16 protein-coding genes are annotated in these 20,387 nt (G+C 44.8%); 5 read left to right on the top strand and 11 right to left on the bottom strand.

The features are described 5' to 3' along the window. Positions 1 to 133: 133 nt before the first annotated feature. Genes SDE_RS12000 through SDE_RS11985 form a run of 4 tightly spaced genes read right to left on the bottom strand, consistent with a single transcriptional unit; the run spans position 134 to position 2,602 of the window. On the bottom strand, positions 134 to 835 hold the full coding sequence (locus tag SDE_RS12000) for an MBL fold metallo-hydrolase (RefSeq protein WP_011468773.1): 702 nt from the start codon (positions 833 to 835) through the stop codon (positions 134 to 136). 34 nt (positions 836 to 869) lie between these two features. Next, the gene (locus tag SDE_RS11995; RefSeq protein WP_011468772.1) at positions 870 to 1,709 is read right to left on the bottom strand and encodes a sulfite exporter TauE/SafE family protein; all 840 of its coding nucleotides are present in this window, start codon (positions 1,707 to 1,709) and stop codon (positions 870 to 872) included. Positions 1,710 to 1,711: 2 nt separating this feature from the next. Beyond that, positions 1,712 to 2,284 (bottom strand): rhodanese-like domain-containing protein, encoded by a 573-nt coding sequence (locus tag SDE_RS11990; RefSeq protein WP_011468771.1) that lies wholly within the window; start codon positions 2,282 to 2,284, stop codon positions 1,712 to 1,714. Positions 2,285 to 2,302: 18 nt separating this feature from the next. Beyond that, positions 2,303 to 2,602 carry an ArsR/SmtB family transcription factor gene (locus SDE_RS11985; RefSeq protein WP_011468770.1) on the bottom strand — a complete coding sequence of 100 codons (300 nt, stop codon included), beginning with the start codon at positions 2,600 to 2,602 and terminating at the stop codon, positions 2,303 to 2,305. A gap of 181 nt (positions 2,603 to 2,783) precedes the next feature. Between SDE_RS11985 and SDE_RS11980 the strand changes: the two genes are divergently transcribed. The 3 genes from SDE_RS11980 (at position 2,784) to SDE_RS11970 (ending at position 7,369) form a co-directional block, all read left to right on the top strand. Continuing rightward, positions 2,784 to 3,770 carry a Gfo/Idh/MocA family protein gene (locus tag SDE_RS11980; protein ID WP_011468769.1) on the top strand — a complete coding sequence of 329 codons (987 nt, stop codon included), beginning with the start codon at positions 2,784 to 2,786 and terminating at the stop codon, positions 3,768 to 3,770. A gap of 82 nt (positions 3,771 to 3,852) precedes the next feature. After that, positions 3,853 to 4,296 carry a hypothetical protein gene (locus SDE_RS11975; RefSeq protein WP_011468768.1) on the top strand — a complete coding sequence of 148 codons (444 nt, stop codon included), beginning with the start codon at positions 3,853 to 3,855 and terminating at the stop codon, positions 4,294 to 4,296. A 460-nt stretch (positions 4,297 to 4,756) separates the two neighbouring features. After that, positions 4,757 to 7,369, top strand: a complete 2,613-nt coding sequence (locus SDE_RS11970; RefSeq protein ID WP_011468767.1) for a TonB-dependent receptor plug domain-containing protein — start codon at positions 4,757 to 4,759, stop codon at positions 7,367 to 7,369. Positions 7,370 to 7,482: 113 nt separating this feature from the next. Here SDE_RS11970 and SDE_RS11965 read toward each other — a convergent pair whose 3' ends face one another. Next, entirely contained in the window at positions 7,483 to 10,266 is a 2,784-nt protein-coding gene (locus SDE_RS11965) for a TonB-dependent receptor (RefSeq protein WP_011468766.1), read from the bottom strand. 384 nt (positions 10,267 to 10,650) lie between these two features. Here SDE_RS11965 and SDE_RS11960 point away from each other — a divergent pair, with 384 nt between their 5' ends. Further along, complete coding sequence (locus SDE_RS11960; RefSeq protein ID WP_011468765.1) at positions 10,651 to 12,033, top strand: response regulator; 1,383 nt, start codon at positions 10,651 to 10,653, stop codon at positions 12,031 to 12,033. A 64-nt stretch (positions 12,034 to 12,097) separates the two neighbouring features. Here the strand turns inward: SDE_RS11960 and SDE_RS11955 are convergent, their stop codons facing one another. Both SDE_RS11955 and SDE_RS11950 read right to left on the bottom strand, forming a co-directional pair. Further along, entirely contained in the window at positions 12,098 to 12,652 is a 555-nt protein-coding gene (locus SDE_RS11955) for a PEP-CTERM sorting domain-containing protein (RefSeq protein ID WP_011468764.1), read from the bottom strand. A 226-nt stretch (positions 12,653 to 12,878) separates the two neighbouring features. Beyond that, complete coding sequence (locus SDE_RS11950; RefSeq protein WP_011468763.1) at positions 12,879 to 14,030, bottom strand: cellulase family glycosylhydrolase; 1,152 nt, start codon at positions 14,028 to 14,030, stop codon at positions 12,879 to 12,881. Positions 14,031 to 14,364: 334 nt separating this feature from the next. On the opposite strand from SDE_RS11950, the gene SDE_RS11945 reads away from it, so the two are divergent. Then, on the top strand, positions 14,365 to 15,750 hold the full coding sequence (locus SDE_RS11945) for an MFS transporter (RefSeq protein WP_011468762.1): 1,386 nt from the start codon (positions 14,365 to 14,367) through the stop codon (positions 15,748 to 15,750). 79 nt (positions 15,751 to 15,829) lie between these two features. On the opposite strand, the gene SDE_RS11940 is transcribed toward SDE_RS11945, so the two are convergent. The 4 genes from SDE_RS11940 to SDE_RS11925 form a co-directional block, all read right to left on the bottom strand. Further along, entirely contained in the window at positions 15,830 to 16,915 is a 1,086-nt protein-coding gene (locus SDE_RS11940) for an efflux RND transporter periplasmic adaptor subunit (protein ID WP_011468761.1), read from the bottom strand. An 80-nt stretch (positions 16,916 to 16,995) separates the two neighbouring features. Beyond that, entirely contained in the window at positions 16,996 to 18,252 is a 1,257-nt protein-coding gene (locus tag SDE_RS11935; protein WP_011468760.1) for an ABC transporter permease, read from the bottom strand. Position 18,253: 1 nt separating this feature from the next. Continuing rightward, the gene (locus SDE_RS11930; RefSeq protein WP_011468759.1) at positions 18,254 to 19,513 is read right to left on the bottom strand and encodes an ABC transporter permease; all 1,260 of its coding nucleotides are present in this window, start codon (positions 19,511 to 19,513) and stop codon (positions 18,254 to 18,256) included. A 4-nt stretch (positions 19,514 to 19,517) separates the two neighbouring features. Further along, positions 19,518 to 20,219: an ABC transporter ATP-binding protein gene (locus tag SDE_RS11925; RefSeq protein ID WP_011468758.1), complete on the bottom strand. Its 702-nt coding sequence runs from the start codon at positions 20,217 to 20,219 to the stop codon at positions 19,518 to 19,520. Positions 20,220 to 20,387 lie beyond the last annotated feature (168 nt).

Here is a 20,387-nt window from a genome sequence, read left to right as displayed (position 1 = left end):
GACAGTATATATCAGCGGCGCTGACACTGTTGACTTTGTGTTTACGTTATTTGCCTTTAGTTTAGCGTATTTTACATGCGAGAAAACCCCCTAATAGAGGGGGCGCTAAGAGGGATAGAGCGGGGGTTGGCTGCTATTTAGTGGCAATATTGCCGCAGGCTTGGTTAGCCGGTACGGCTATATCCATAAGTTTTGGATCGGGCAAATTAAGTTTTGCCATAAGTTCTGCGTAGGCTTCGGCTGTTTGGGGTTTTAAGCGTGGGTTAAATAATTTCTCTTCGTTTATGGTAGAAATTGTCCAGCCTTTGTAATCGTGCCCGGGGTAAACGTAAGTGTTGTCGCCCAATGCTAGCAGTCTATTCAAGCTATTAAATTGCTCTTTGGCATTGCCGTTCTGAAAATCTGTTCTGCCTGTGCCGCGAATCAATAGTGTGTCGCCTGTAAATAGCATTTTATGGCCGTCGTGATCTACCAAAAAACTGTAGGAGTCATCTGTGTGGCCTGGTGTGTAGAGCGCTTCTATTGCTATTTCGCCTACGCGTAAAATTTGTTTATCGCTAAAACGGCTTGATGCGCATTCTGAGTGAGATTGTTCGCCAAGCATCGTGTGGCATTGGGTTTGCTCTCGCAATTTACCTAGTGCAGTTATGTGGTCTGCGTGGGTATGGGTATCCAGTGCTAATTTAAGCGTAAGCCCAAGCTCGTTTATAAGTTGTAGGTAGGCATCGGTGTTTTCAAGTACTGGGTCGATAATAGCCGCTTCGCCTGTTTTTGAGTCGGCTATTAAATAGGTGTAAGTGGACGATTCTTTGTCAAAAAGCTGGCGAAAAATCATAATAAGACTCCCACAGTAATAAATGTAATAGGGGTTACTTTAGTATTGAAATAACCGAAACAAGCACTAAAGCTACCGAAAATATTTTTTGTAAAAGCGGGCCTGCAATGGCGCGACTAATACGTTGGCTAATAAACATAGCGGTTAAACTTGCACCACTTAGTTTTATAAAATTAAGCCAGTCAAATGTTTGATTGTTGCTGTATTCCAACACTAAATGGCTTGCAAAACCGCTAGAGCTTACCGCGGCAATTATTGCTAACGAAGTGGCCACCGCATTACGCATTGCTATTTGGCTTAAAAACAGCAGTAGAGGGATAATTAAAAAACCACCACCCACGCCAAACAAACCTGAAGCAAAGCCTATAGCTAAACCACCAACCCCTAACCCAGAAATACATTTAGGCCGCAATAGAAACTGGCCGGTAGGGCTTAATTTGCAAGCCATAGTCGCCGGGGTTGTTAAATCGCTATCACCATCGTTGGCCCTTACGCTTGTTGTTTCTTCTGGGCGACGGTTGGCTTGTATCCACATGCGTACGGCAATAAGCACTGCAACACAAGTAAAGCCTGCTAGTAAAACGTGCGGCGTAAATAGCGTAGAAGCCCATTTGCCAAGCGGCGCGGTTAACGCACCCGACGCGGCCAATATAATCGCGGGTGTCCACAGGATGCCGCTATTTTTGCGGTTAATACTTTGCGAGGCTGTGGCATACAACGCTGTTACAGCAACGGCGCCAAGTGCCATGCCCATAGCATCGCTTGGGTTCATTGGTGTGGCTAAGAGCAAAAGTGGTACGGCAAATATAGACCCGCCAGCCCCTGTTAAACCTAAAACTAAGCCAATGATTAAGCCAACAACTACTTCTATCATGCTTACGCCGCGCTCGAGCAGCTGCTGGCTTTATTCCACGGTAAGCGTGCAAGAATCATTGCCATACCGCAGGTATCTGTTACGCCTGCAAAAGTTAGCCCAGCTCCTACAAAACCCGACAAATAATAAAAGTAGGCGTTAACTAAGCTACCCAGTGCCACGCCGGTCATTACAAGTATGCCGGCGGCAATCCGTACTTGCCGCTCGAGTGAAATAACATTGCGTGAGCCTCTATGCACTTTTGCGCCGGCACTTTTAACAGCGTTCATTCCGCCTTCAATAATAACGAACTGGCAGTTGGCCGTATCTGCTAATTTTTCTACAGCCATTTCTGCGCGCTTGCCGCTTTGGCACATTAAGTAAATGTGGTCGCAGGGCTGATTGTTTTGATTAAGTGTATTTAACAATGCGTCGAAACTGCTGCCGTTTAATTCTTGTAAGGGCAGTGGGTGACAAGGTTGTAATTTCTCGCTTTCTATCTCTGCGTGGGTGCGCACATCTACAATGGTAAGGTTGCTATTGTTGTTAAATTTATTAACAAAATCTGCTGCACTAATACGTGTTACGTTTTTCATGGTGTACCTCTAATGTAATTACTCTGGGCAATAAATAGACTTAAGAGTAAGAATAATCTTAAGTGCGTTATCACCGTTTAATTTATAAAACACGGTTAGACCTTCTTTGCGTGTAGCTACAATATCGGCCGATCGCAATCGCGCTAAGTGTTGTGATAATGCCGATTGGCTTAAGGGTATTTGTGCATTTAATTCGCTTACGCTTAGCTCTTGATCGCCTAAACAGCAACAAATCATTAGCCGGTTTTCATTTGCTAATTCTTTAAGTAGCTTTGCGGCATTGGCTGCGTGCTCGGCAAGTTGCTCTATTTGCTTCATTAGCGGCTTCCTCTGTCTATGTGGTCACTATATATTAGTGAGTTCTAAATTAGCAAGTGCTAAACTAGTTTTTGTGGTTATATAAAATTAAGCAGTAATGGTTTTAAGGCATATTACTCACGTATGGTTTAGCATGTGGCAGGTATACTGTGGCCACATACCAATACTTGTGAGGAGCAATATGAAGAAAATACGTTGGGGCATAGTAAGTACTGCTAAAATTGCCCGCGAATGGTTAATACCCGCGCTACATGCTTCGCAGCACGCCGAGGTGGTAGCAGTGGCTTCGCGCGATTTAGCCAAGGCAGAGGCCTTTGCCGAAAAAGCGGGTATTCCTAAAGCTTACGGTAGCTACGAATCACTATTAGCAGACCCAAATGTGGATGCTATTTATAACCCCTTACCAAACGACCAGCATGTACCGGTGAGTATGCAAGCTATAAAGGCGGGTAAGCACGTGTTGTGCGAAAAGCCGCTTGGTATGGATGCAGCCAACATACAGCCGCTACTAGAGCTTGCCGCTGCCAACCCGCAGTTAGTGGTTATGGAAGCCTTTATGTACCGTTTTCACCCGCAATGGGTAAAAGTGCGGGAAATAATAGAACGTGGTGACTTAGGGCAAATAAACGCCGTAGAAGCCGATTTTACTTATTTTAATCGCGATGAAAATAATGTGCGCAATAAGCCGGGCATAGGTGGCGGAGGCTTGTTAGATATAGGCTGTTACTGTATTTCCGCTGCGCGTTTTATATTTGGGCGCGAGCCAAAACGTGTAACAGGCATGTTAGATATAGACCCGCAGTTTGGTGTAGACCGGCATGCAACAGGTTTGCTTGATTTTGGCCCGGGCATGGCAACGTTTTACTGCTCTACACAAAGTGATTCGTCGCAGTGGGTAAAAATATCGGGTGAGAAGGGTAGTTTAATCGTAGAAAACCCATTCTATCGCCGCGATATGCCATCACGGTTATTGTTGCGCAATGGCGATACCGATAAAGAAATTGTAGTTGGGCATTACAACCATTATGTGCAGCAAGTAGATGCTTTTTGCACAGCAATTAATGAGAGCTTGCCAGCACCCACCCCCTTAAGCGATGCGTTAGGCAACATTAAAGTTATTGATGCAGTGTTTAAAGCGGCTGAAACGGGCACTTGGGTTGATGTTTAATTGAGGTGTGGGTGAGGTTTAGTTGATATGTAGTTAACCTGCTTAATGCCTTTAATTATGTTTAATACGGTGAAAATACTTTATGGATGTAAATATTCTTATCACGTTAACTGAAGCTTACGCAGGGCAAGCAACAGAAATATTTAATATGTTTCTAACCGTGCTGTTTGCTTCTTTTGGCTTTGCTGCTGCTATGCCTTTGCGCGATATAGGCAAAAAAAGAGTGTGGCTTGGTTTTCAGTTTAGCTCTGCTTCGGCATTAATGGGGCTAGCGTTATTAGCTTTTTACTTAATTAGCTTTCGCGAATTTTACTTCGCGATGACAAAAGCAAATGGCTTGTTGCTAGAAATAGGTGCCGTAATGCAAGAAGCTGGCTACTCGCAAAAGGTATTGAATATATTAAAACCCAGCGCAAATGGTAACGGCCAAACAAGTTGGCCTGCCGTTGGTTATGGGGTGGGGGCGTTTGCAGGGTTAATCGTATTTATGTGGCTTACGAATGTTAAACGGCCTGCTAAAACTTAAGAAACCTCTGAATAACCCCAATCGCTTCGTTGTTCTTGTTGCTAAGGACTAAGGACTAAGGGCTAAGGCCATTAGCTGGGAAGAACGCCTTGCGGCTGATCGTTTTGGTTCTCGCAAAAAGCCATTGGGGTTAATCAGAGGTTCCTTAACGTTATTACTACTTAGTGTTGTTAGTACCTTATTGAAAGCCGATAAAGAAATTTATCGGCTTTTTTTGTGATTAATTTTTTCAGAAATAGATTTAAAAATAGTTGTGTGGCGCCGTAATCATTTATGAGGCTGATGTTTTTGCTTGCGGGCCACAATAATCTGTGAAAATTCACGAAAGCACAGTAGTAAACTTGACACACTTTGCGCTGCTAGGTACGTTGATTGCGCACGTATGCATTGATGGCTGAAGCCGTTACTTAAATCGTACAGCTGCAGCTATTCGTCGTTCAAAGGGTACAAGGAGAAAGTTATGAAGACGTTGAATAATCAAAAAACACCTCGCCTAAAAAGTTTTCATCGCAAAAAAATATCTACTATTGTTGGGCTAGTGTGTGGCTCGCTGTTAGTTAGCGATATAGCTGCCGCGCAAGAAAAGCCTGCAGGGCCAATAGAAGAAGTTTACATTGTAGGCAGTCGCGCGCTGGGCCGCACCGCAGAGGATTTGCCGGTGCCCGTAGACGTACTAAGTGCAGATAGCCTAGAAAAAACAGGTCAGACGGAAGTAGGGCGCATGCTACAAATGACAGCCCCTTCGTTTAATTTTTCTAGCTCTTCTGTGAGTGATGGCACCGATGCATTGCGCCCAGCCACCTTGCGTGGTTTAGGGCCAGATCAAACCCTTGTGCTCATTAACGGCAAGCGTCGCCACCAAGCATCGCTTATTCATATTAATACCTCTGTTGGTCGCGGTACGGCAGGTACCGACTTAAATGCTATTCCTGCGGCATCTATTCAGCGTATTGAAGTGCTGCGCGATGGTGCCGCTGCTCAGTACGGTTCAGATGCCATTGCGGGCATTATTAATATAGTGCTTAAAGACGATAATGAGGCGGGTTCTGTGTCGGCGTCCTATGGCCAATATTACGAAGGTGATGGGCAAACACTAAATTTAAATGCTAACAAAGGGTTTAATTTGGGTGATACTGGTTATTTAAATATAACGGGTAATTTTCGCGATAGAGGCAACACAAACCGCGCGGCGCCTCAAGCAGGGTGTTTGTATGGCGGCTGTGAAGATACCGACGATAACGGTTATTTAGAGCCTGCACCTGGTAACGAAGCGCTGGAGGTAAGTGGGCCAGCACGTAATGGCTTTCGTATTGGCGATGCAGATTCTCAGCAGGTCGCGTTGGTGTTAAATGCGGGTATGGAGCTAGGAGCCGGTGAGCTTTATGGTTTTATTACTTACTCGCAAAGGGAGAATGAATCTGGTGCTTTTTATCGAAACCCCACCGGTTCAAATGGTGTAGATAACGCACTCTTAACCGATGGTTTAAACCCTGCCGATACCGACGGTTTTTTACCACTTATTTATTCTGAAATTGGCGACCTTTCGTTCAATATAGGTTATACGCTAGAGTTTGATAACGATGCATCGCTAGATTTATCTTACACGCGCGGTGCAAACCAAATAGATTACACAACCAAAAACAGTGCTAACTACTCATATGCAAATTACTTGCAGTTTGATGAAGGCTTATCCGATTCGGAAATTCGCTCGCAAATACCAAGAGAAGCGTACGCTTATGGTTTGGAGCTTTCGCTAGAAACTATAAACCTTAACTTTACCAAACAATTTTCGCGTTTTAACCTTGCCGCAGGGGCAGAGGTGCGCACAGACGAATTTAAAATTAAAGCCGGTGACGAGTATTCTTACCGCGATTACGATACAGACCCAGATACCGGTGATGCGTTATATGCGCAAGATGCCGGTGGCAGTATTCAAGGTTTTAACGGTATTTCGCCCGAATCTGAGGTGAGTGAGTCGCGCAATGTTATGTCACTGTATGTAGATGGTGAATACGAGGCGACTGACGACTGGATAGTAAGTGCCGCCATGCGTTTTGATGAGTACGATGGCTTCGGCAATACCATAAACTACAAGCTTGCAAGTAAATACACTTTAACCGATAGCTTTACCGTACGCGGTTCGTTAAGCACTGGCTTTAGGGCCCCCTCCATGCAGCAGTTGTACTTTAACAACATTAGCACCCAAATACGTGACGCAGGCGCCGTAACCGTTGGTACCTTCCGCAATGATAGCCCTGCGGTGCGCGCCCTAGGTGTACCAGAACTAAAAGAGGAGGAGTCCACCAATATGAGTATTGGCTTTATTGCCAGTATTACACCCGAGTGGAATATTACGGCAGATTTCTACTCGATTAAAATCGACGACCGAATTGCTATAAGTAACCAGCTTTCTGCAGAAAACGACCCTGGTGACGGCGCACTGACTGCAGCGTTAGAAGAATCCGGTGCGGCAGCGGCACAATTCTTTTTAAACGGGGCTAATACAGAAACGACGGGTGTGGATATTGTATCTACATATAGCGGAATCGACTTTTTAAGCGGTAACCTAGATATAACCTTTGCAGCCAACTTTACCGAAACGGAAGTAACCAGTATTTATGTGCCTAGCTCCGGTGCACTGGCTGCAGTAAACCCAAGTGTAGTGTTTAGTGCGCAAGATATATCTATAGTTGAAGAGTGGCAGCCAAAAGATAGAATCATTTTAAGCGGTGATTATATGATTGGCGATATCTCGGTAAACCTTGCCTTTAATCGCTACGGCGAATACACCGTGCTAGATACTACCTCGCAAACTTATGGTTCGGAATGGTTAACCGATGTACGCATTGGCTATGCTATTTCAGATAATATGGACATTTATTTTATGGCCAATAATTTATTTGATGTAACGCCAGAGGAAACCACCAACACTGGCACGCGCGGAGGTTTGTTTGAATCTGCGCCGGGTGCAGAAGACATGGCAAGCGATACGGTATTCCGCTATTCACGCAGAAGTGCGCCGTTTGGTTTTAATGGCGGCTTTTACTCAGCGGGTATTAATTACCGTTTTTAGTGGGGCGGTACACAGAGTTGCTAATTGGTAAATAACTAGCAGCTAGTTTTTGAAGCACAATAAAAAGCGAACCTATTTCTAGGTTCGCTTTTTTATATTTAACTAATTAATGCTTAGTAGGTGTAGCGCAAGCCCAACGAGAAGGTGCGGCTGTAGATAGCGTTGCCTAAGTTGTTGGTTTGTGGGTTTTCGTAATAGCTTTGGAAAACCTCATCGGTTAAGTTGGTTGCATCAAACGTTAGCATTAAATCGTCGGTTACGTCGTAACTCAACTGCAAATCCATGCTCTTTTCTGGCTTGCGGTATACGCCTAGTGGGTTGGCGAATACGGCGGCTTCGTAATTATTTAAGAAATTATCGCGGGCAAGAAACGATAAGCGCGCGCTAAATTTCTCTTTTTCGTACGCAACCACAACACTATAAGAATTATCTGAAACACCAAACATAGAGCGAGTTAAGTATTTTTCTAGCTCGCCATCTGCGCCAAACACGGGTACATCTTGCGAGGAATCTAGCATGGTGTAACTTGCTTGTACGCCTAAGCCATCTAATGCATTGGGTAAATTATCGGGGAAATAAACCAAGCCCAATTCTAACCCGTTTAGCTCACCGTTAGATGCGTTATCTGGCAGGCTTAAAATGTAATCAGATGCTTCGGTATCGTCTGGCCCTTGGTAACTTACACGTTGGCGAGAATCGAATACAAAGCCTTCTATATTGCGTTGGAACAAGGTGCCGTATAGGGCGCTGCCCTCGGCAAAATACCACTCTAGCGATAAATCCAAGTTAACCGATTCAACGGGTTTAAGGTCTGGGTTACCACCGGTGGCAGTGCCGTCAGTATTGGTAACAGACTCGTTATAGTAAATAAACGAGTTTAACTGGCCAAATGCAGGGCGACGCAATGTTTCTGTGTAAGCAAAACGCGCCATAAAGTCGTTAGCAAATTCGTATTTTAAAACAAGGCTTGGTAATAAGGCCGAGTCGCTGCGGTCTGCTGTACTTGAGTCTTCGTTGTCGAAGAAGCTCATATCCGCACTTGAACCCACATAGCGCACACCAAACTGGCCACCCAATGTACCATTGCCTAGTTCTGTTTCGAAATCGGTTTGAACGTAAACCGCGGTTGTGGTTTCTTCGATATCAAAATTAGTTTTTAACGATAACTTCTCGATGTTTTCTTCAGAGGTAAACCCGTATAAATCGCGGAACTCGTCGCGGTGGCTATAAATATAATGGCCATTGGGCACTACCCACGTGGTTGGAATATCTGCACGTCCATCATAGAAATCTTCAGTAACGTAGGAAGCACCCGCATCTAACGAAGAAAGAGGCTGACCTAAAAAGCCATTTATATCTCGGTTAGCGCTTTGTGCTGTACGCACATCGTAGCTAGCACCAAAATCTATATTGGTAAAAAAGCTATTAAATAACGAGTATGAACCGTCAACAGTGAAGGTGGTGGATGTACCTTTGTCTTCTACACCATTGTCGTATAGTTCGGCCACATTCCATTGGGCTGAATCGGTGAGGTCTGCTTCGTTAACGTCTGCCGTTTCGGGATTATCGATAAATGCCCAAGCAGGTAAACCGCCAGATGAATTGAAATCGACATCTATACCGTGTGCCACTCTATCGGTTCGCATCGCGAAGAAGTCCGATGAGTATTCGCTGGTTTGGTGAACTATTTCAGATTCTAATGTTAGGTTATCGCCGATATCCCAGTTGCCGCCTAAAGCGTACACATAACTATCTGTTTGGCTTACAGTTAAATCACCGCTGTTAAAGCCGTAGGGATTGTAAACAGTGCGTTCTTTAACAATGTTTGTGCCCGGGTAGGTGACTACTTCATCGGCTGGGTCTAAAGAGCCCCACCAATCGGCAAAGGAAAATAACAAAGAGTTAAATGACTCGTTGCGGTAGCCGTTGTAGAAGGCTTCAAATAGGTACTCGGATGTTTCGTTGGGTGCAAATTGGAACGCTACGTTATAAGCGGGGCGCTCGCGCTTACCGGTAAAGTCGCTGGCGAAAATGGCATCGCGTGAAAGTAGGTACTCTATTTCTTCGCCATTCATGGTCAAGGTAGAGCCTTCGGTAGCGGGTAAGCCTTCTTCTAGGCCGCCTTCCCAAATGGGGCTTTCTGTTACTCGGCCGTCTGTAGGAAAGATGCGTTCAAAAGGCACCCAGCCATCAGCTGCATTGGCGGTCATAAAGGGCACTTGCGCACCGGGCGTAACGCTTTGGTCACGGTAATTTGTTTGCGCAAACGATACGTTTAGCAGTGCACCAAACTCACCGGCGGAGGTTTCCCAGCGGTTGCTGAATAGCGCACTTAAATTGGGGTCGGTTTTTTCTGCTTGCTCTTGGTAGGTACCGCGAGCGGCTATTACCACTTTGCTGCCATCAAAATTGAATGGGCGCTGTGTTTTTATATCGACTTGGCCTGCAATACCACTTTCAATTTGCGAGGCTGAGCGTGTTTTGTACACATCTACACCCGCAACCAAGCTGGCAGGGATGTCTGCAAGCGCTACAGAGCGGCCGGTAGAGGTGAATATTTGACGGCCATTTACGGTGGTGGTTACGTCTGTTAAACCGCGAATAGACACCGTGTTTACTTCACCTGCGCCGCGATCTGTAACTTGTACGCCGGATACGCGCTGCAAGGCTTCTACAACGTTATTGTCTGGAAACTTACCAATATCTTCCGCAACAATAGAATCCACTATTTGGGTGTTTTCGCGTTTCATATCCAGTGCTTTGGTTAAGCTGCCGCGAATACCAGTAACTATCACTTCTTCTAAGCTAGCGTCGGCCTCGTTTTGTGCAAGGCTGTATTGGCTAGTTAGGGCAACGGCAATTGCAATGCTGCTGCTTAGTGCTGAGCGTTTATACATTAAGCTTCTCTCCTGTTAAAAATCTAAGCGCCCCTTATTGGGTGGGGTGTTGCGCTGTAGGGCTTTGATTATTGTTGTAAGTAACTCTTGGTGAGCAGTTAAATAGTATTGTAATACATTAATACAATCAATAGCGTTAGAGGCCTCATTGTGGCGCTAATTGATATTTGGTATGCCGAAGGGGGTTTTATTGGGCGATTAATAGGCTGCGTGGTTGGGTAAGGGCCCCGAATATGTGTAGGTGGCCTCAAAACACAAAACTTGTGCCGTAAAAACCACATATGCCTCACAGAACGTTGTTTTTTAACTGGTTTTATATCAATTTGATTGGTTAAATTGTCGGCGGTGTTCAAATAACAATAAGATGTTAAGGAGAGAGTGGGTATGCAAAGGGCGTTGATAGTAGACGACTCCAAAACCGCTCAGGTTAGACTGCGTAAAATGTTATCCCGCTACGATTTAGCGGTAGATATAGTATCAAGTGCAGAAGAGGCGTTAGGGTATTTAAGTTACCGTATGCCTGCCGTGGTGTTTATGGATCACCACATGGAGGGTATGGATGGTTTTGAAGCGTTAAAAATTATTAAAGCCAACCCCAATACTGCCACTATTCCGGTCATTATGTACACATCGCAAAAAGGGGATGTGTACGTTGGTCAGGCGCGTGCGTTAGGCGCATTAGATATTCTTTCTAAAGAAATCATTAAGCCCTCGAGTTTAGAGCGGGTGTTAGCGTGCCTGCATATTGTACCTAAAGGCGAAGCCGAAGATGCTGCGGTAGCAACTAAACCGGTGAATACGGTTATAGACCCCGTAAGTATGCCCGCCGAAAAAACCCATGTAGATTTGCCACCAGCTAACGATGAAGACCCCGTGTTAGTGAAGGTGCAAACGCAAGTTGCCAAACTATTTGAAATGCACATTGCCGATGTGCGCCAGCAAATTGCCGATAATTCGCGTTTTATTGTTCGCAGGTTAAGTGGTGAGCTTGAAAAAAACCAGAAAACGGAACCTACCATCGATGATGTGCCGGTTTCTGTGTTAAATGCCGAATTAACTGCAGAAAATAGGCGCGGGCAGTTTATATCTAGCTCGTTGCTGTTTTTAATTTTTATTGGCTTAGGGTTAATCGCGTGGGAGCTATACGACAGTAAGCGCGATAATCAATTTATCAAGCAGCAGTATTCGCAATTAATGAAGCTGAATACCGATAATCAAGCTTTAATATCCAGCTTAACGGAATACCTTTCTGCACAGGAAACCGAGCACGGTTTAGATGGCGTAGACCCAGCCGTAATGGATGTAGTGAGTTGGGCGTTAGAGAATAATATGCACTTTGACTACGGCGCACAGCCTTTAGGTGAAGAGCAAATTGTTAAACTTAATGCCCTAACGTACCAATTAGCTGCGGCAGGTTTTACCGGGTTGGTAGAGCTAGATATTCACTTTGGTAACTTTTGTGTACAAATGAATAGCGCAGGCGATTGGGTGTTAGCCGCGCCCGAAACGTTGGTTCAAAACTGCGTATTAGTGTCGGATTTAAACAGAGAATACCAAGTAGGCGATTATTTAAGTATGCCGTTTTTGGGGTATGAGCAAAATGCTCAGCCAATTAAAGAGGGTAGAATTAGTGTTAGTTTAGGTGTGAGCGGTTTAGCGCAACCTAAAATGGCTTACCCTGAGCCTATAGAAACAGTAACAGCTGGGCAGTGGAATGCCATTGCCGCGAAAAATAATCGTATTTCTGTTGGGTTTAGTTATTTGTAAATTGATTGTTAAAAGCTAGTAGCTAATCGCTAATATTTAGTTACTAGCGATTAGCGATTTTTAATTAGTTACTAATTTTCATATTTTTGCGGCGACTAGCTGCAACGCCTATAAGGCCTAGCCCAAAAAGTATTAGCGATGCGGGTTCGGGTACGCTTGCTACTTCGGTAAGCGACCATGCGCTCGCGTTAATGGGGCGGTCGGAAGAGTATACGCTTGGGTTTTTGTTGTATATTTTAGCGTTGTGCGTAGACCCGTAGTTTATCATTTGGAAAAACACCGAGTAATTTGTTTGCGATGGGTAATTTACATCGCTAAACAAAAAGTTATTTAGGCTTGCATCAAATGAAACTATCGCGTCGCCACTCCAGCTGCCATTCGTTAAGCCTACATCGTAAAACGTTTGATTTAATTCCTGGGTATTAATAGTAAGTGTTACGGCTTCTACGTTTTGAACATAGGCGCCGTTAACATCGCCTGTAAGTGTGCCGCTTACGCTATTGCCATTCCCAAAACTGTAGGAATACTCAAACAACCCTGCGTGTGCAGAGAGTGATAGTCCTAGTATGGCTGTTGATGCAATTATTTTTGATCCTGCTTGTTTTAAAAGATTTCGCATGGCGTGTCCTTGTGGGTTGCGTGGTGGTTTATTTTCAACCAGCGGACACTACGTTTAGGTACACTAAGAGACAATACAGATTCGACAAAAGGGTTTAGTGTTGCGGTGAACTTGTTTTAAGGTGTAAACGCCTTCGACACATTTCATTTTCGTTGCAGAAGAGTGCAAATAAAAACGTTAACCGGAATAAAATAGCCGCTCAAAAATATTGAGCGGCTTTTTTATATCAGCGAATAGCAGCCCGCTCTTGGCAGTGCATTAAATGCTCCACATGCTCGTTCCATTGCCAAGACCAGCCACCTGCATAGCCGTTATCAATTAACCTACTACACAAGTCTTCAGCTTTTACTGGGTCGTTTAATACGTCCAGCGTTTCGTTTGCGTGGAACTCACCAATTACCACAGGTTTAGTTACTTGCCAGTAATCAACATGGTGATGAAAGGGCGACCAAGCACCGTGTTTTGATTCGTTGTTGTAATAGTGGGGGGCGTAAAAATCGAGAGTGGCTAGAGGGTTGCCGCCCGCGGCTGCAATCATACGGTCGTCGCGATAAAGGTTAATGCCCCCTGCAATATCTGAATTGTATTTGCCCATCGATTTTGAGCCAGTAGTAACCAGTGCAACTTGGTTAATATCTAAAGCTGCTTGGTGGATAGCTGCGGTCATAAGTGCTTGCACTTTTTGCAATTGTTTTAGGCTAGGCACTTTGCCGCCGTAAAAGCCTTGTTGCTGCGGAAACCAGCTTTCGGTCATGTTTTCGGGTTCGTTGAATAACTCCCACGCGGCTAATTGCGGGTGGTAATTGAGTGCTTGCACCATGGGTACTAAGGCATTGTTTATATAGCTGTTTAGCACTTTATCTTCGGTGAGTAAGCGGTAGTTATCTTGCGTGGGCGGTTTGCGGTAGTCGTTGTCTTTAAGCATATCGAACGACCAGATAGAGGGCACAATGTACACATCGTATTCTGCGGCAATATCTAACGCGGTTTTTAAGTCTTGTATAAGCGACCCGCCTGGGCCCGCAACCAAGCGTACACCCTTCACAGTGCGCCATTCAGGGGTTTGTGAGCCGTCTGTGTGCATCCACCAGCGCAGAGAGTTACCACCAGAATCTTTTACTTGCTGTAACGCCTTGCGCAGTGCCTTTTCGTCTACGCCTTTGCCAAAGTCGCGGGCAAAATCGAACCAAGCCACGTTAAAGCCGCTTAAATATACGGGTTTACCCTTAATCACTACATGCCCTTGTGGTGTTTTAAGGGCTGCTTCTGCACCGTGGTTGCTTTGTATAGCGCCAGAGCAGGCGCCGAGGCTAACGAGCATAACCAGCAAAACGCAAGCTAGTGGTAGTGAAGGCTTTGGCACTTGAAAGTAGGGCATAGACTAGTTCCTGTTATTGCTTAAACTGATTGTTAGTTATCTTTTTTACTCAATTACGCCTATTTAGCAGTAAAAAGCGTTATTTTTAGTGTTTTTCACGCTATTTTTCGCTTTTTTCAAAGTTAATATCGAGCTAATACCGAGCTAGTACCCAGTAAATACCCCATGCTATATAGAATATAGGTAGTTAAAGCTGGTGCGTGTGTCGGCGCGAGCATGATATGCTAAATGCAAGTGTAACCGTTTACATTGGGTGTTGCCATGTTCTAAACTGTAAAAATGTCACCTGCAATGTGGTGCAAACTAACAATCAACAACAATAAAAGATGTGTTTATGGTCTCTCCAAACAGTCAAGTTAGCGTAAAAGAAAAAATAGGGTATGGGTTTGGTGACTTTGCATCATCCATGTTCTGGAAGCTTTTTAGCGTTTATTTAATGATTTTTTATACCGATGTATTCGGTATTTCTGCCGCTGCAGTGGGCACCATGTTTGTGGTTACTCGTCTGTGGGACTCTGTTAACGACCCTATTATGGGTATTATTGCCGACCGCACCGAAACCAAGTGGGGGAAATTTAGGCCTTACCTTATGTGGGGGGCAATACCTTTCGCGCTTATCGGTATTCTCACTTTTACCACACCAGATATTTCGCAAAGCAATAAGCTTATTTATGCGTATGTAACTTATACCATGATGATGATGGCCTATACGGCGGTTAACGTGCCTTACGCTTCACTGCTTGGAGTAATGTCTAGTAACAGCTCAGATCGTACCGCATTGGCTTCATACCGTATGGTATTTGCGTTTGCGGGCAGTATTTTTGCGTTTATTTTAATTGAGCCATTGCTCGATATATTCAGCAATATGGGCGGCGAAGAAAATGCCAAAGTAGGCTGGACGTTAACCATAGCCGTATATGGCGTTATTGCAGCAGTCTTGTTTTATATGACCTTCGCTTGGACCAAAGAGCGAATTGCGCCACCTAAAAATCAAGAAGATAACCTGGGCGAAGATGCAAAAAGTTTGCTAAAAAATGTACCTTGGTTTGTGTTGTTGGGTGCAGCGTTATGTACCTTAGTGTTTAACAGCCTGCGCGATGGCGCTGCTGTGTTTTATTTTAAGTACACCTTTGAAAATCAAGATATAGCGTTATTCGGTATGTCGCTAAGCCTTATTACCACCTATTTGGTAGCGGGGCAGGTGGCCAATATTGTGGGTGTTATGTTGGCTCAGCCCATTTCAGATCGTATTGGCAAGCGGTCTACGTTTATTTGCGCAATGTTATTAGCTACTGTATTAAGTGGCTTATTTTATTTCTTAGACGAAAGTCAGTTGCTTAATATTATTATATTGCAGTGTTGTATCAGCGCCTGTGCAGGTATTATTTTCCCACTTATGTGGTCTATGTATGCAGATATTGCCGACTTTGCCGAGCACTCATCCGGGCGCCGTGCGACAGGGTTAATTTTCTCGTCGTCTTCTTTTGCGCAAAAAATGGGGTGGACGTTTGGTGGTGCCGTTACCGGTTGGTTACTTGCATTTTACGGTTACGAAGCTAACCAATTACAAAGCGAAGAAACTAAACAGGGCTTGCGCTTAATGGTTAGTGTATTCCCCGCAATTGGCGCGGCCATGTCTGCGGGTTTTATGTTGCAGTATAAGCTAACCGAAAATGTGATGGACGAAGTACACGCAGAATTAGCCGAGCGCAGAAAATAGGTCAGTTTGCTAATTGCTAGCCGCTAATTACTAGCTGCTAGCTGCTAGCTGCTAGCGATTAGCAATTAGCCGCTGAATTTTATTGCCCGATAATGGGTTCTTTTATTTTGTCTGTTAGGCTTAGCCCCGATAGTATTTCTATAAATATACCGTCCGATAAGCCTGTTTCTATGTCGCGCCTCTCGAAGGTTTGTGGGGCGGTTTCTACTTCGACATAGGGTGTTTTATCGTCGAATTGTAAGAAGCGTTCGTTTAGGGCCAGTACCTGCTCGCGACGGTCTAGCACTATATCGGCATTTGCGCTGTAGCCTGCACGTAAAAATCTATCGTCTTTTAATTTTACTGCAGCGCGTATTTCAAATTTAATGGTGCCTTGGTCATCCACGCCTTTAGGGGATATATACTCAAGTTCGGCGGTAAATTGTTCTGTTTCTAAGGCGCCAATGTTCAATACCAGCTCCATACCTTCAGCGATTTTACCCACTTCCGATTCGTCCACAGTACCTTCGAAAATTAGATCCTGCATATTGGCAATGGTGGCAATAGTGGTGCCGGCGTTAAAAGTGTTAGTTTCCGTTATAAAATGACCTTCTTTTACGGGTATATCGAGTATGGTGCCCGATAGCGTAGCGTGCACAAGGTTAGAGACTTGCCCAGCTTTTTTAGATGCGCCTTCACGAATAATGGCGAGGTTACTTTCTGCAGACGACACCGCTTCTTGCTTTAAATTAAATTCAAGTAGGTATTTTCGGTATTCCGCTTCGGATATAAGCTGGTCTTCGAACAGTTGTTTTTGACGTTGCAGTTCGCGGGCTGCGTCTTCAAAGCTAATGGTGGCAGATTGCAAGCGTGATTCTGCTGCGTTTAGCCGTTCAACATTCGGTATTATTTGTATTTTGGCGATAAGCGCATTTTTTTCAATATACTCGCCAGCTTCTACATATACTTGATCTACCACCCCTGAAACCTGAGATTTAATCTCCACTTCTTTGCGCGGCACAATTTTACCGGTGGCGATTGTTTTTCTAATAATATCTCGCGTTTCAGCTTGCGCGGTTTTAAAAATTACTGGCTTTTGCTGCGATTTTTTATATAGAAATACACCTGTACCTACAAATGCAACTAAGAATAGTAGGCCTAGCGAAATAAGAAATGCTTTTTTCATAGTTTGGCTCTTTTGGTAACGCGCTTTATTAATGTATTAAATGAATTTTTTCTAACAGGGGTAGTGCTTATTCGTCGGTGCTATTCATCTTGCAGTGCCACCACAGGGTTAACGCCAGCGGCTCGTTGAGCAGGCATAACCGATGCAATAGCGCCTGCAATTAACAATACCGATATGGCTGTGAGTGCGGTGGTGAAATCTATTTCTGGGTTGCTAAAAAAGTTGCTGCCGGTTGTAGCTGGGGGCATTAATTTACTTGCGAGCTCAATAACAAACACCCCTGCGACTAAGCCGAAGTAACCCGAAATAAAAGTAAGCACAATCGATTCTTGCAATATGGTGGCAATAATTGCGCGTGGGGTTGCCCCCAAGGCTTTGCGAATGCCTATTTCTTTGGTTCGCTCTTTAACTGAAATAAGCATAATATTGCCCACGCCCACAACGCCGGCAATTATGGTGCCTATTGCAACAAACCAACTAAATAGGCGTATGCCGGTAAACAGCGATTGCACGCGAGTGTAATCTTTTTGGGCGTTATAGCTACCTATTACGCCGTGGTCATCGGGGTGTATTTTGTGGCGCTCTTTGAGTACGGTTTGTACTTGCTGCTCCAGCCAGGCTGCATCTACACCGTCTTTGGGTGCAATAAGCATACGGTGAATGACATCGCGCTGGTTAAACGTGCTGCGCAATGTGGTGTTGGGGAAATAAACGCGGCGTGTGTCGCGTTGTGCCCAGTCGGCGAGAGAAGCAGGTGCAATAACCCCTACAACTAGAAAACGTACGCCCAGTGTTTTTATGGTTTTGCCAACAGGATTTTCACCGTTAAATAAAACGTCGCGTACGTGGGTGCCAATCACCACCACTTTTCTTTTTTGCTCTATATCTAGCTCGTTTAAAAATCGCCCTTGCTCTAAGCGATAACCTTGCGCAGTAATTTCGATGGGCTGAATACCCGATAAGCTGTAGGTTTCGGTTTTGTCTGCATGATTTACGGGCCTGTCGCCCATGCCGTTGCTGGGCGCTATATGTTGTATTTCTGGAATGCGGCTGTACAGCGCTTCCATGTCGGTATCGTTAAGGCGAATATAGCGTCCGCGCGATAAGCCTTTGTAAGGAATGCTAGTGGGGCGGCCAGACCAGATAAACACAGAGTTTTTAGCGCCAGTAAAATTACTTTCTGCTCCGTTTTGTAAACCATTGCCTGCGCCCATTAAAACCACCAGCATAAAAATACCCCAAAACACACCAAAAGCGGTGAGGGCGGTGCGCAGTTTATGGCGTTTGAGTACGTCGAAAATTTCTTGCCAAACGTCGGTATCAAATAATTGCAGCATTTTATTCTTCTCGCATGGCTTCAATGGGCATTATGCGCGAAGCGTGCAGAGCTGGTGCTAACCCCGCGAGCGCGCCAGCACCCACTAAAATGCCTAGGGCAATAAAGGCTGTGTTTAAATCGACTTCTGGTCGATCAAAGTACGCAAGGTTACTGCCTGTGGCTACAATTAGCGCGTTGGCACCTTCGAGTAGGGCAATGCCCAACACCAAGCCTATATAGCCGGCCAAGGCGGTTATAAGTACAGATTCCGACAATATCATGCTAACTATAGAGCCTGGGGTTGCGCCCAACGCTTTACGTACACCTATTTCGCGGGTGCGATCTTTCACAGTAATTATCATTATGTTGCTAACGCCCACTATGCCCGCTGCAAGTGTGCCCAAACCTACAAACCACACAAAAAAATTAATGGCAGTAAATAGTTGGTTAACCGATTGTGCTTGGCGAGCGTAGTTATAGGCGTTAATGGCTTGGTTATCTTCCATTGCCACTTTGTGACGCGTTTTTAAAAAGCCAAGCACCTGCGATTCGAATAAAAACGGGTCTACCCCTTGCTTGGGTGTAACTACAATTTCATTTATTCTTTTAGCTTGGCCGAAGGTTAATTGGAAGGTGCTAAGCGGCATATAAATGCGTTCAGACATTCTGCCTTGTTGGGCGTCGTCGTGAAATACACCAACAACTTTTAAAGCAATGCCGTGGAAGTAAACGTATTTGTCTATGGCTGATTCGCCGTTGGGGAATAGTTTTTCGGCAACGCGTGTGCCTATCATTACAACCTTGCGCGACTCTTGTTCATCCAGTGCGCTTAAGGTGCGACCAGCGCGTAAATCGATAAACACTTTTATTTTAAAGTATTCGTCGCCTACGCCATAAACGCTAAAGGCGCCGGTGCGATTTTGATGGGTAACATTTATAGTTCTACGCCAGCGCTGGCCAGCCATAATTTCTGCGGAAATATGCTTGGTGTCGGGTATGGCTTGCCGGATTGCGTGCATATCGTCTTCAGAAAACTGTATGTAACGCCCTTTAGGTATGCCCGCATGCGATACCGATGTGGTGCTGGTCCATATCCAAATACTGCTGCGATCGTCTGAGCCAAAGTTGCGATTAGAGCCATTTTGTAAACCTTTACCGGCACCCAGCAGCAGCATAAGCATTAATATTCCCCAAAAAACACCAAACGCGGTAAGTATAGTGCGCATTTTGTTTTGCTTAACCGAGAAATATATTTCCTGCCATTTATCGAAATCGAACATTGGGTTAGCTCGCTGTCGCCGCAGGGGTGGCTGGCGCGCTATCGCTTAAGATATTGCCATCTTTAAAAACAATTTGCCTTTGGGTTTGTTGGGCTATGTCGTTTTCGTGGGTAACTATAACAATGGTTTTGCCTTCGGCATTTACTTCTTTAAATATTTGCATAACCTCTTCGGTGGTTTGGCTATCCAATGCACCGGTGGGCTCATCGGCTAATATTACTTGCGGGTTTGAGATGAGCGCACGAGCGATGGCGATACGCTGTTTTTGCCCGCCCGAGAGTTCGCCTGGCATATGCAGTTTACGGTCGGCAAGGCCTACGCGTTCTATATATTCCTCAGCGAGTTTGTTGCGTTTTTTACGGTTAATGCCGCGGTAGTAAAGCGGTAGTGCAATGTTTTCTAGGGCATTTTTAAAGGGCAATAAGTTAAAAGACTGGAATACAAAGCCAAGGTGTTGGTTGCGTAAAAACGCTGCTTGCCGCTCGCTTAGGTGATGGCCAATTGCACAATCGGCTAGGGTGTATTGCCCTTGGTCATGGGAATCTAGAATGCCCATTATGTTAAGTAATGTGGATTTACCCGAGCCAGATGAGCCCATAATTGAGACCATCTCACCGGCGCCTATGTGTAGATCTATGCCTTTTAAAACATGTAGCTTTTGGCTGCCCGCGCCATAGGATTTATGAATGTCTTTGAGTGTAAGCATCTATCGGTCTTATTGGTTATGGAATGCTAAGTGTAGTTAATTGCTCGTGAGCTTCACGTTATAACACTATACAGACTACATAATTGGTTAACAGTTGCGTATACATTACCACAGCAGGGTAAATTCAACGCAAAGGTGCGATAAGTGAGATTTAATGAGGGATGGCAG

The sequence above is a fragment of the Saccharophagus degradans 2-40 genome (genome assembly GCF_000013665.1).
Taxonomy (GTDB): Bacteria; Pseudomonadota; Gammaproteobacteria; order Pseudomonadales; family Cellvibrionaceae; genus Saccharophagus; species Saccharophagus degradans.
This window is presented reverse-complemented; position numbering and strand designations above follow the sequence as displayed.

What these genes read in the sequence shown, in the direction of transcription:
- SDE_RS12000 (WP_011468773.1), bottom strand. Translation starts at nt 835, where the DNA reads ATGATTTTTCGCCAGCTTTTTGACAAAGAATCGTCCACTTACACCTAT.
- SDE_RS11995 (WP_011468772.1), bottom strand. Translation starts at nt 1,709, where the DNA reads ATGATAGAAGTAGTTGTTGGCTTAATCATTGGCTTAGTTTTAGGTTTA.
- SDE_RS11990 (WP_011468771.1), bottom strand. Translation starts at nt 2,284, where the DNA reads ATGAAAAACGTAACACGTATTAGTGCAGCAGATTTTGTTAATAAATTT.
- SDE_RS11985 (WP_011468770.1), bottom strand. Translation starts at nt 2,602, where the DNA reads ATGAAGCAAATAGAGCAACTTGCCGAGCACGCAGCCAATGCCGCAAAG.
- SDE_RS11980 (WP_011468769.1), top strand. Translation starts at nt 2,784, where the DNA reads ATGAAGAAAATACGTTGGGGCATAGTAAGTACTGCTAAAATTGCCCGC.
- SDE_RS11975 (WP_011468768.1), top strand. Translation starts at nt 3,853, where the DNA reads ATGGATGTAAATATTCTTATCACGTTAACTGAAGCTTACGCAGGGCAA.
- SDE_RS11970 (WP_011468767.1), top strand. Translation starts at nt 4,757, where the DNA reads ATGAAGACGTTGAATAATCAAAAAACACCTCGCCTAAAAAGTTTTCAT.
- SDE_RS11965 (WP_011468766.1), bottom strand. Translation starts at nt 10,266, where the DNA reads ATGTATAAACGCTCAGCACTAAGCAGCAGCATTGCAATTGCCGTTGCC.
- SDE_RS11960 (WP_011468765.1), top strand. Translation starts at nt 10,651, where the DNA reads ATGCAAAGGGCGTTGATAGTAGACGACTCCAAAACCGCTCAGGTTAGA.
- SDE_RS11955 (WP_011468764.1), bottom strand. Translation starts at nt 12,652, where the DNA reads ATGCGAAATCTTTTAAAACAAGCAGGATCAAAAATAATTGCATCAACA.
- SDE_RS11950 (WP_011468763.1), bottom strand. Translation starts at nt 14,030, where the DNA reads ATGCCCTACTTTCAAGTGCCAAAGCCTTCACTACCACTAGCTTGCGTT.
- SDE_RS11945 (WP_011468762.1), top strand. Translation starts at nt 14,365, where the DNA reads ATGGTCTCTCCAAACAGTCAAGTTAGCGTAAAAGAAAAAATAGGGTAT.
- SDE_RS11940 (WP_011468761.1), bottom strand. Translation starts at nt 16,915, where the DNA reads ATGAAAAAAGCATTTCTTATTTCGCTAGGCCTACTATTCTTAGTTGCA.
- SDE_RS11935 (WP_011468760.1), bottom strand. Translation starts at nt 18,252, where the DNA reads ATGCTGCAATTATTTGATACCGACGTTTGGCAAGAAATTTTCGACGTA.
- SDE_RS11930 (WP_011468759.1), bottom strand. Translation starts at nt 19,513, where the DNA reads ATGTTCGATTTCGATAAATGGCAGGAAATATATTTCTCGGTTAAGCAA.
- SDE_RS11925 (WP_011468758.1), bottom strand. Translation starts at nt 20,219, where the DNA reads ATGCTTACACTCAAAGACATTCATAAATCCTATGGCGCGGGCAGCCAA.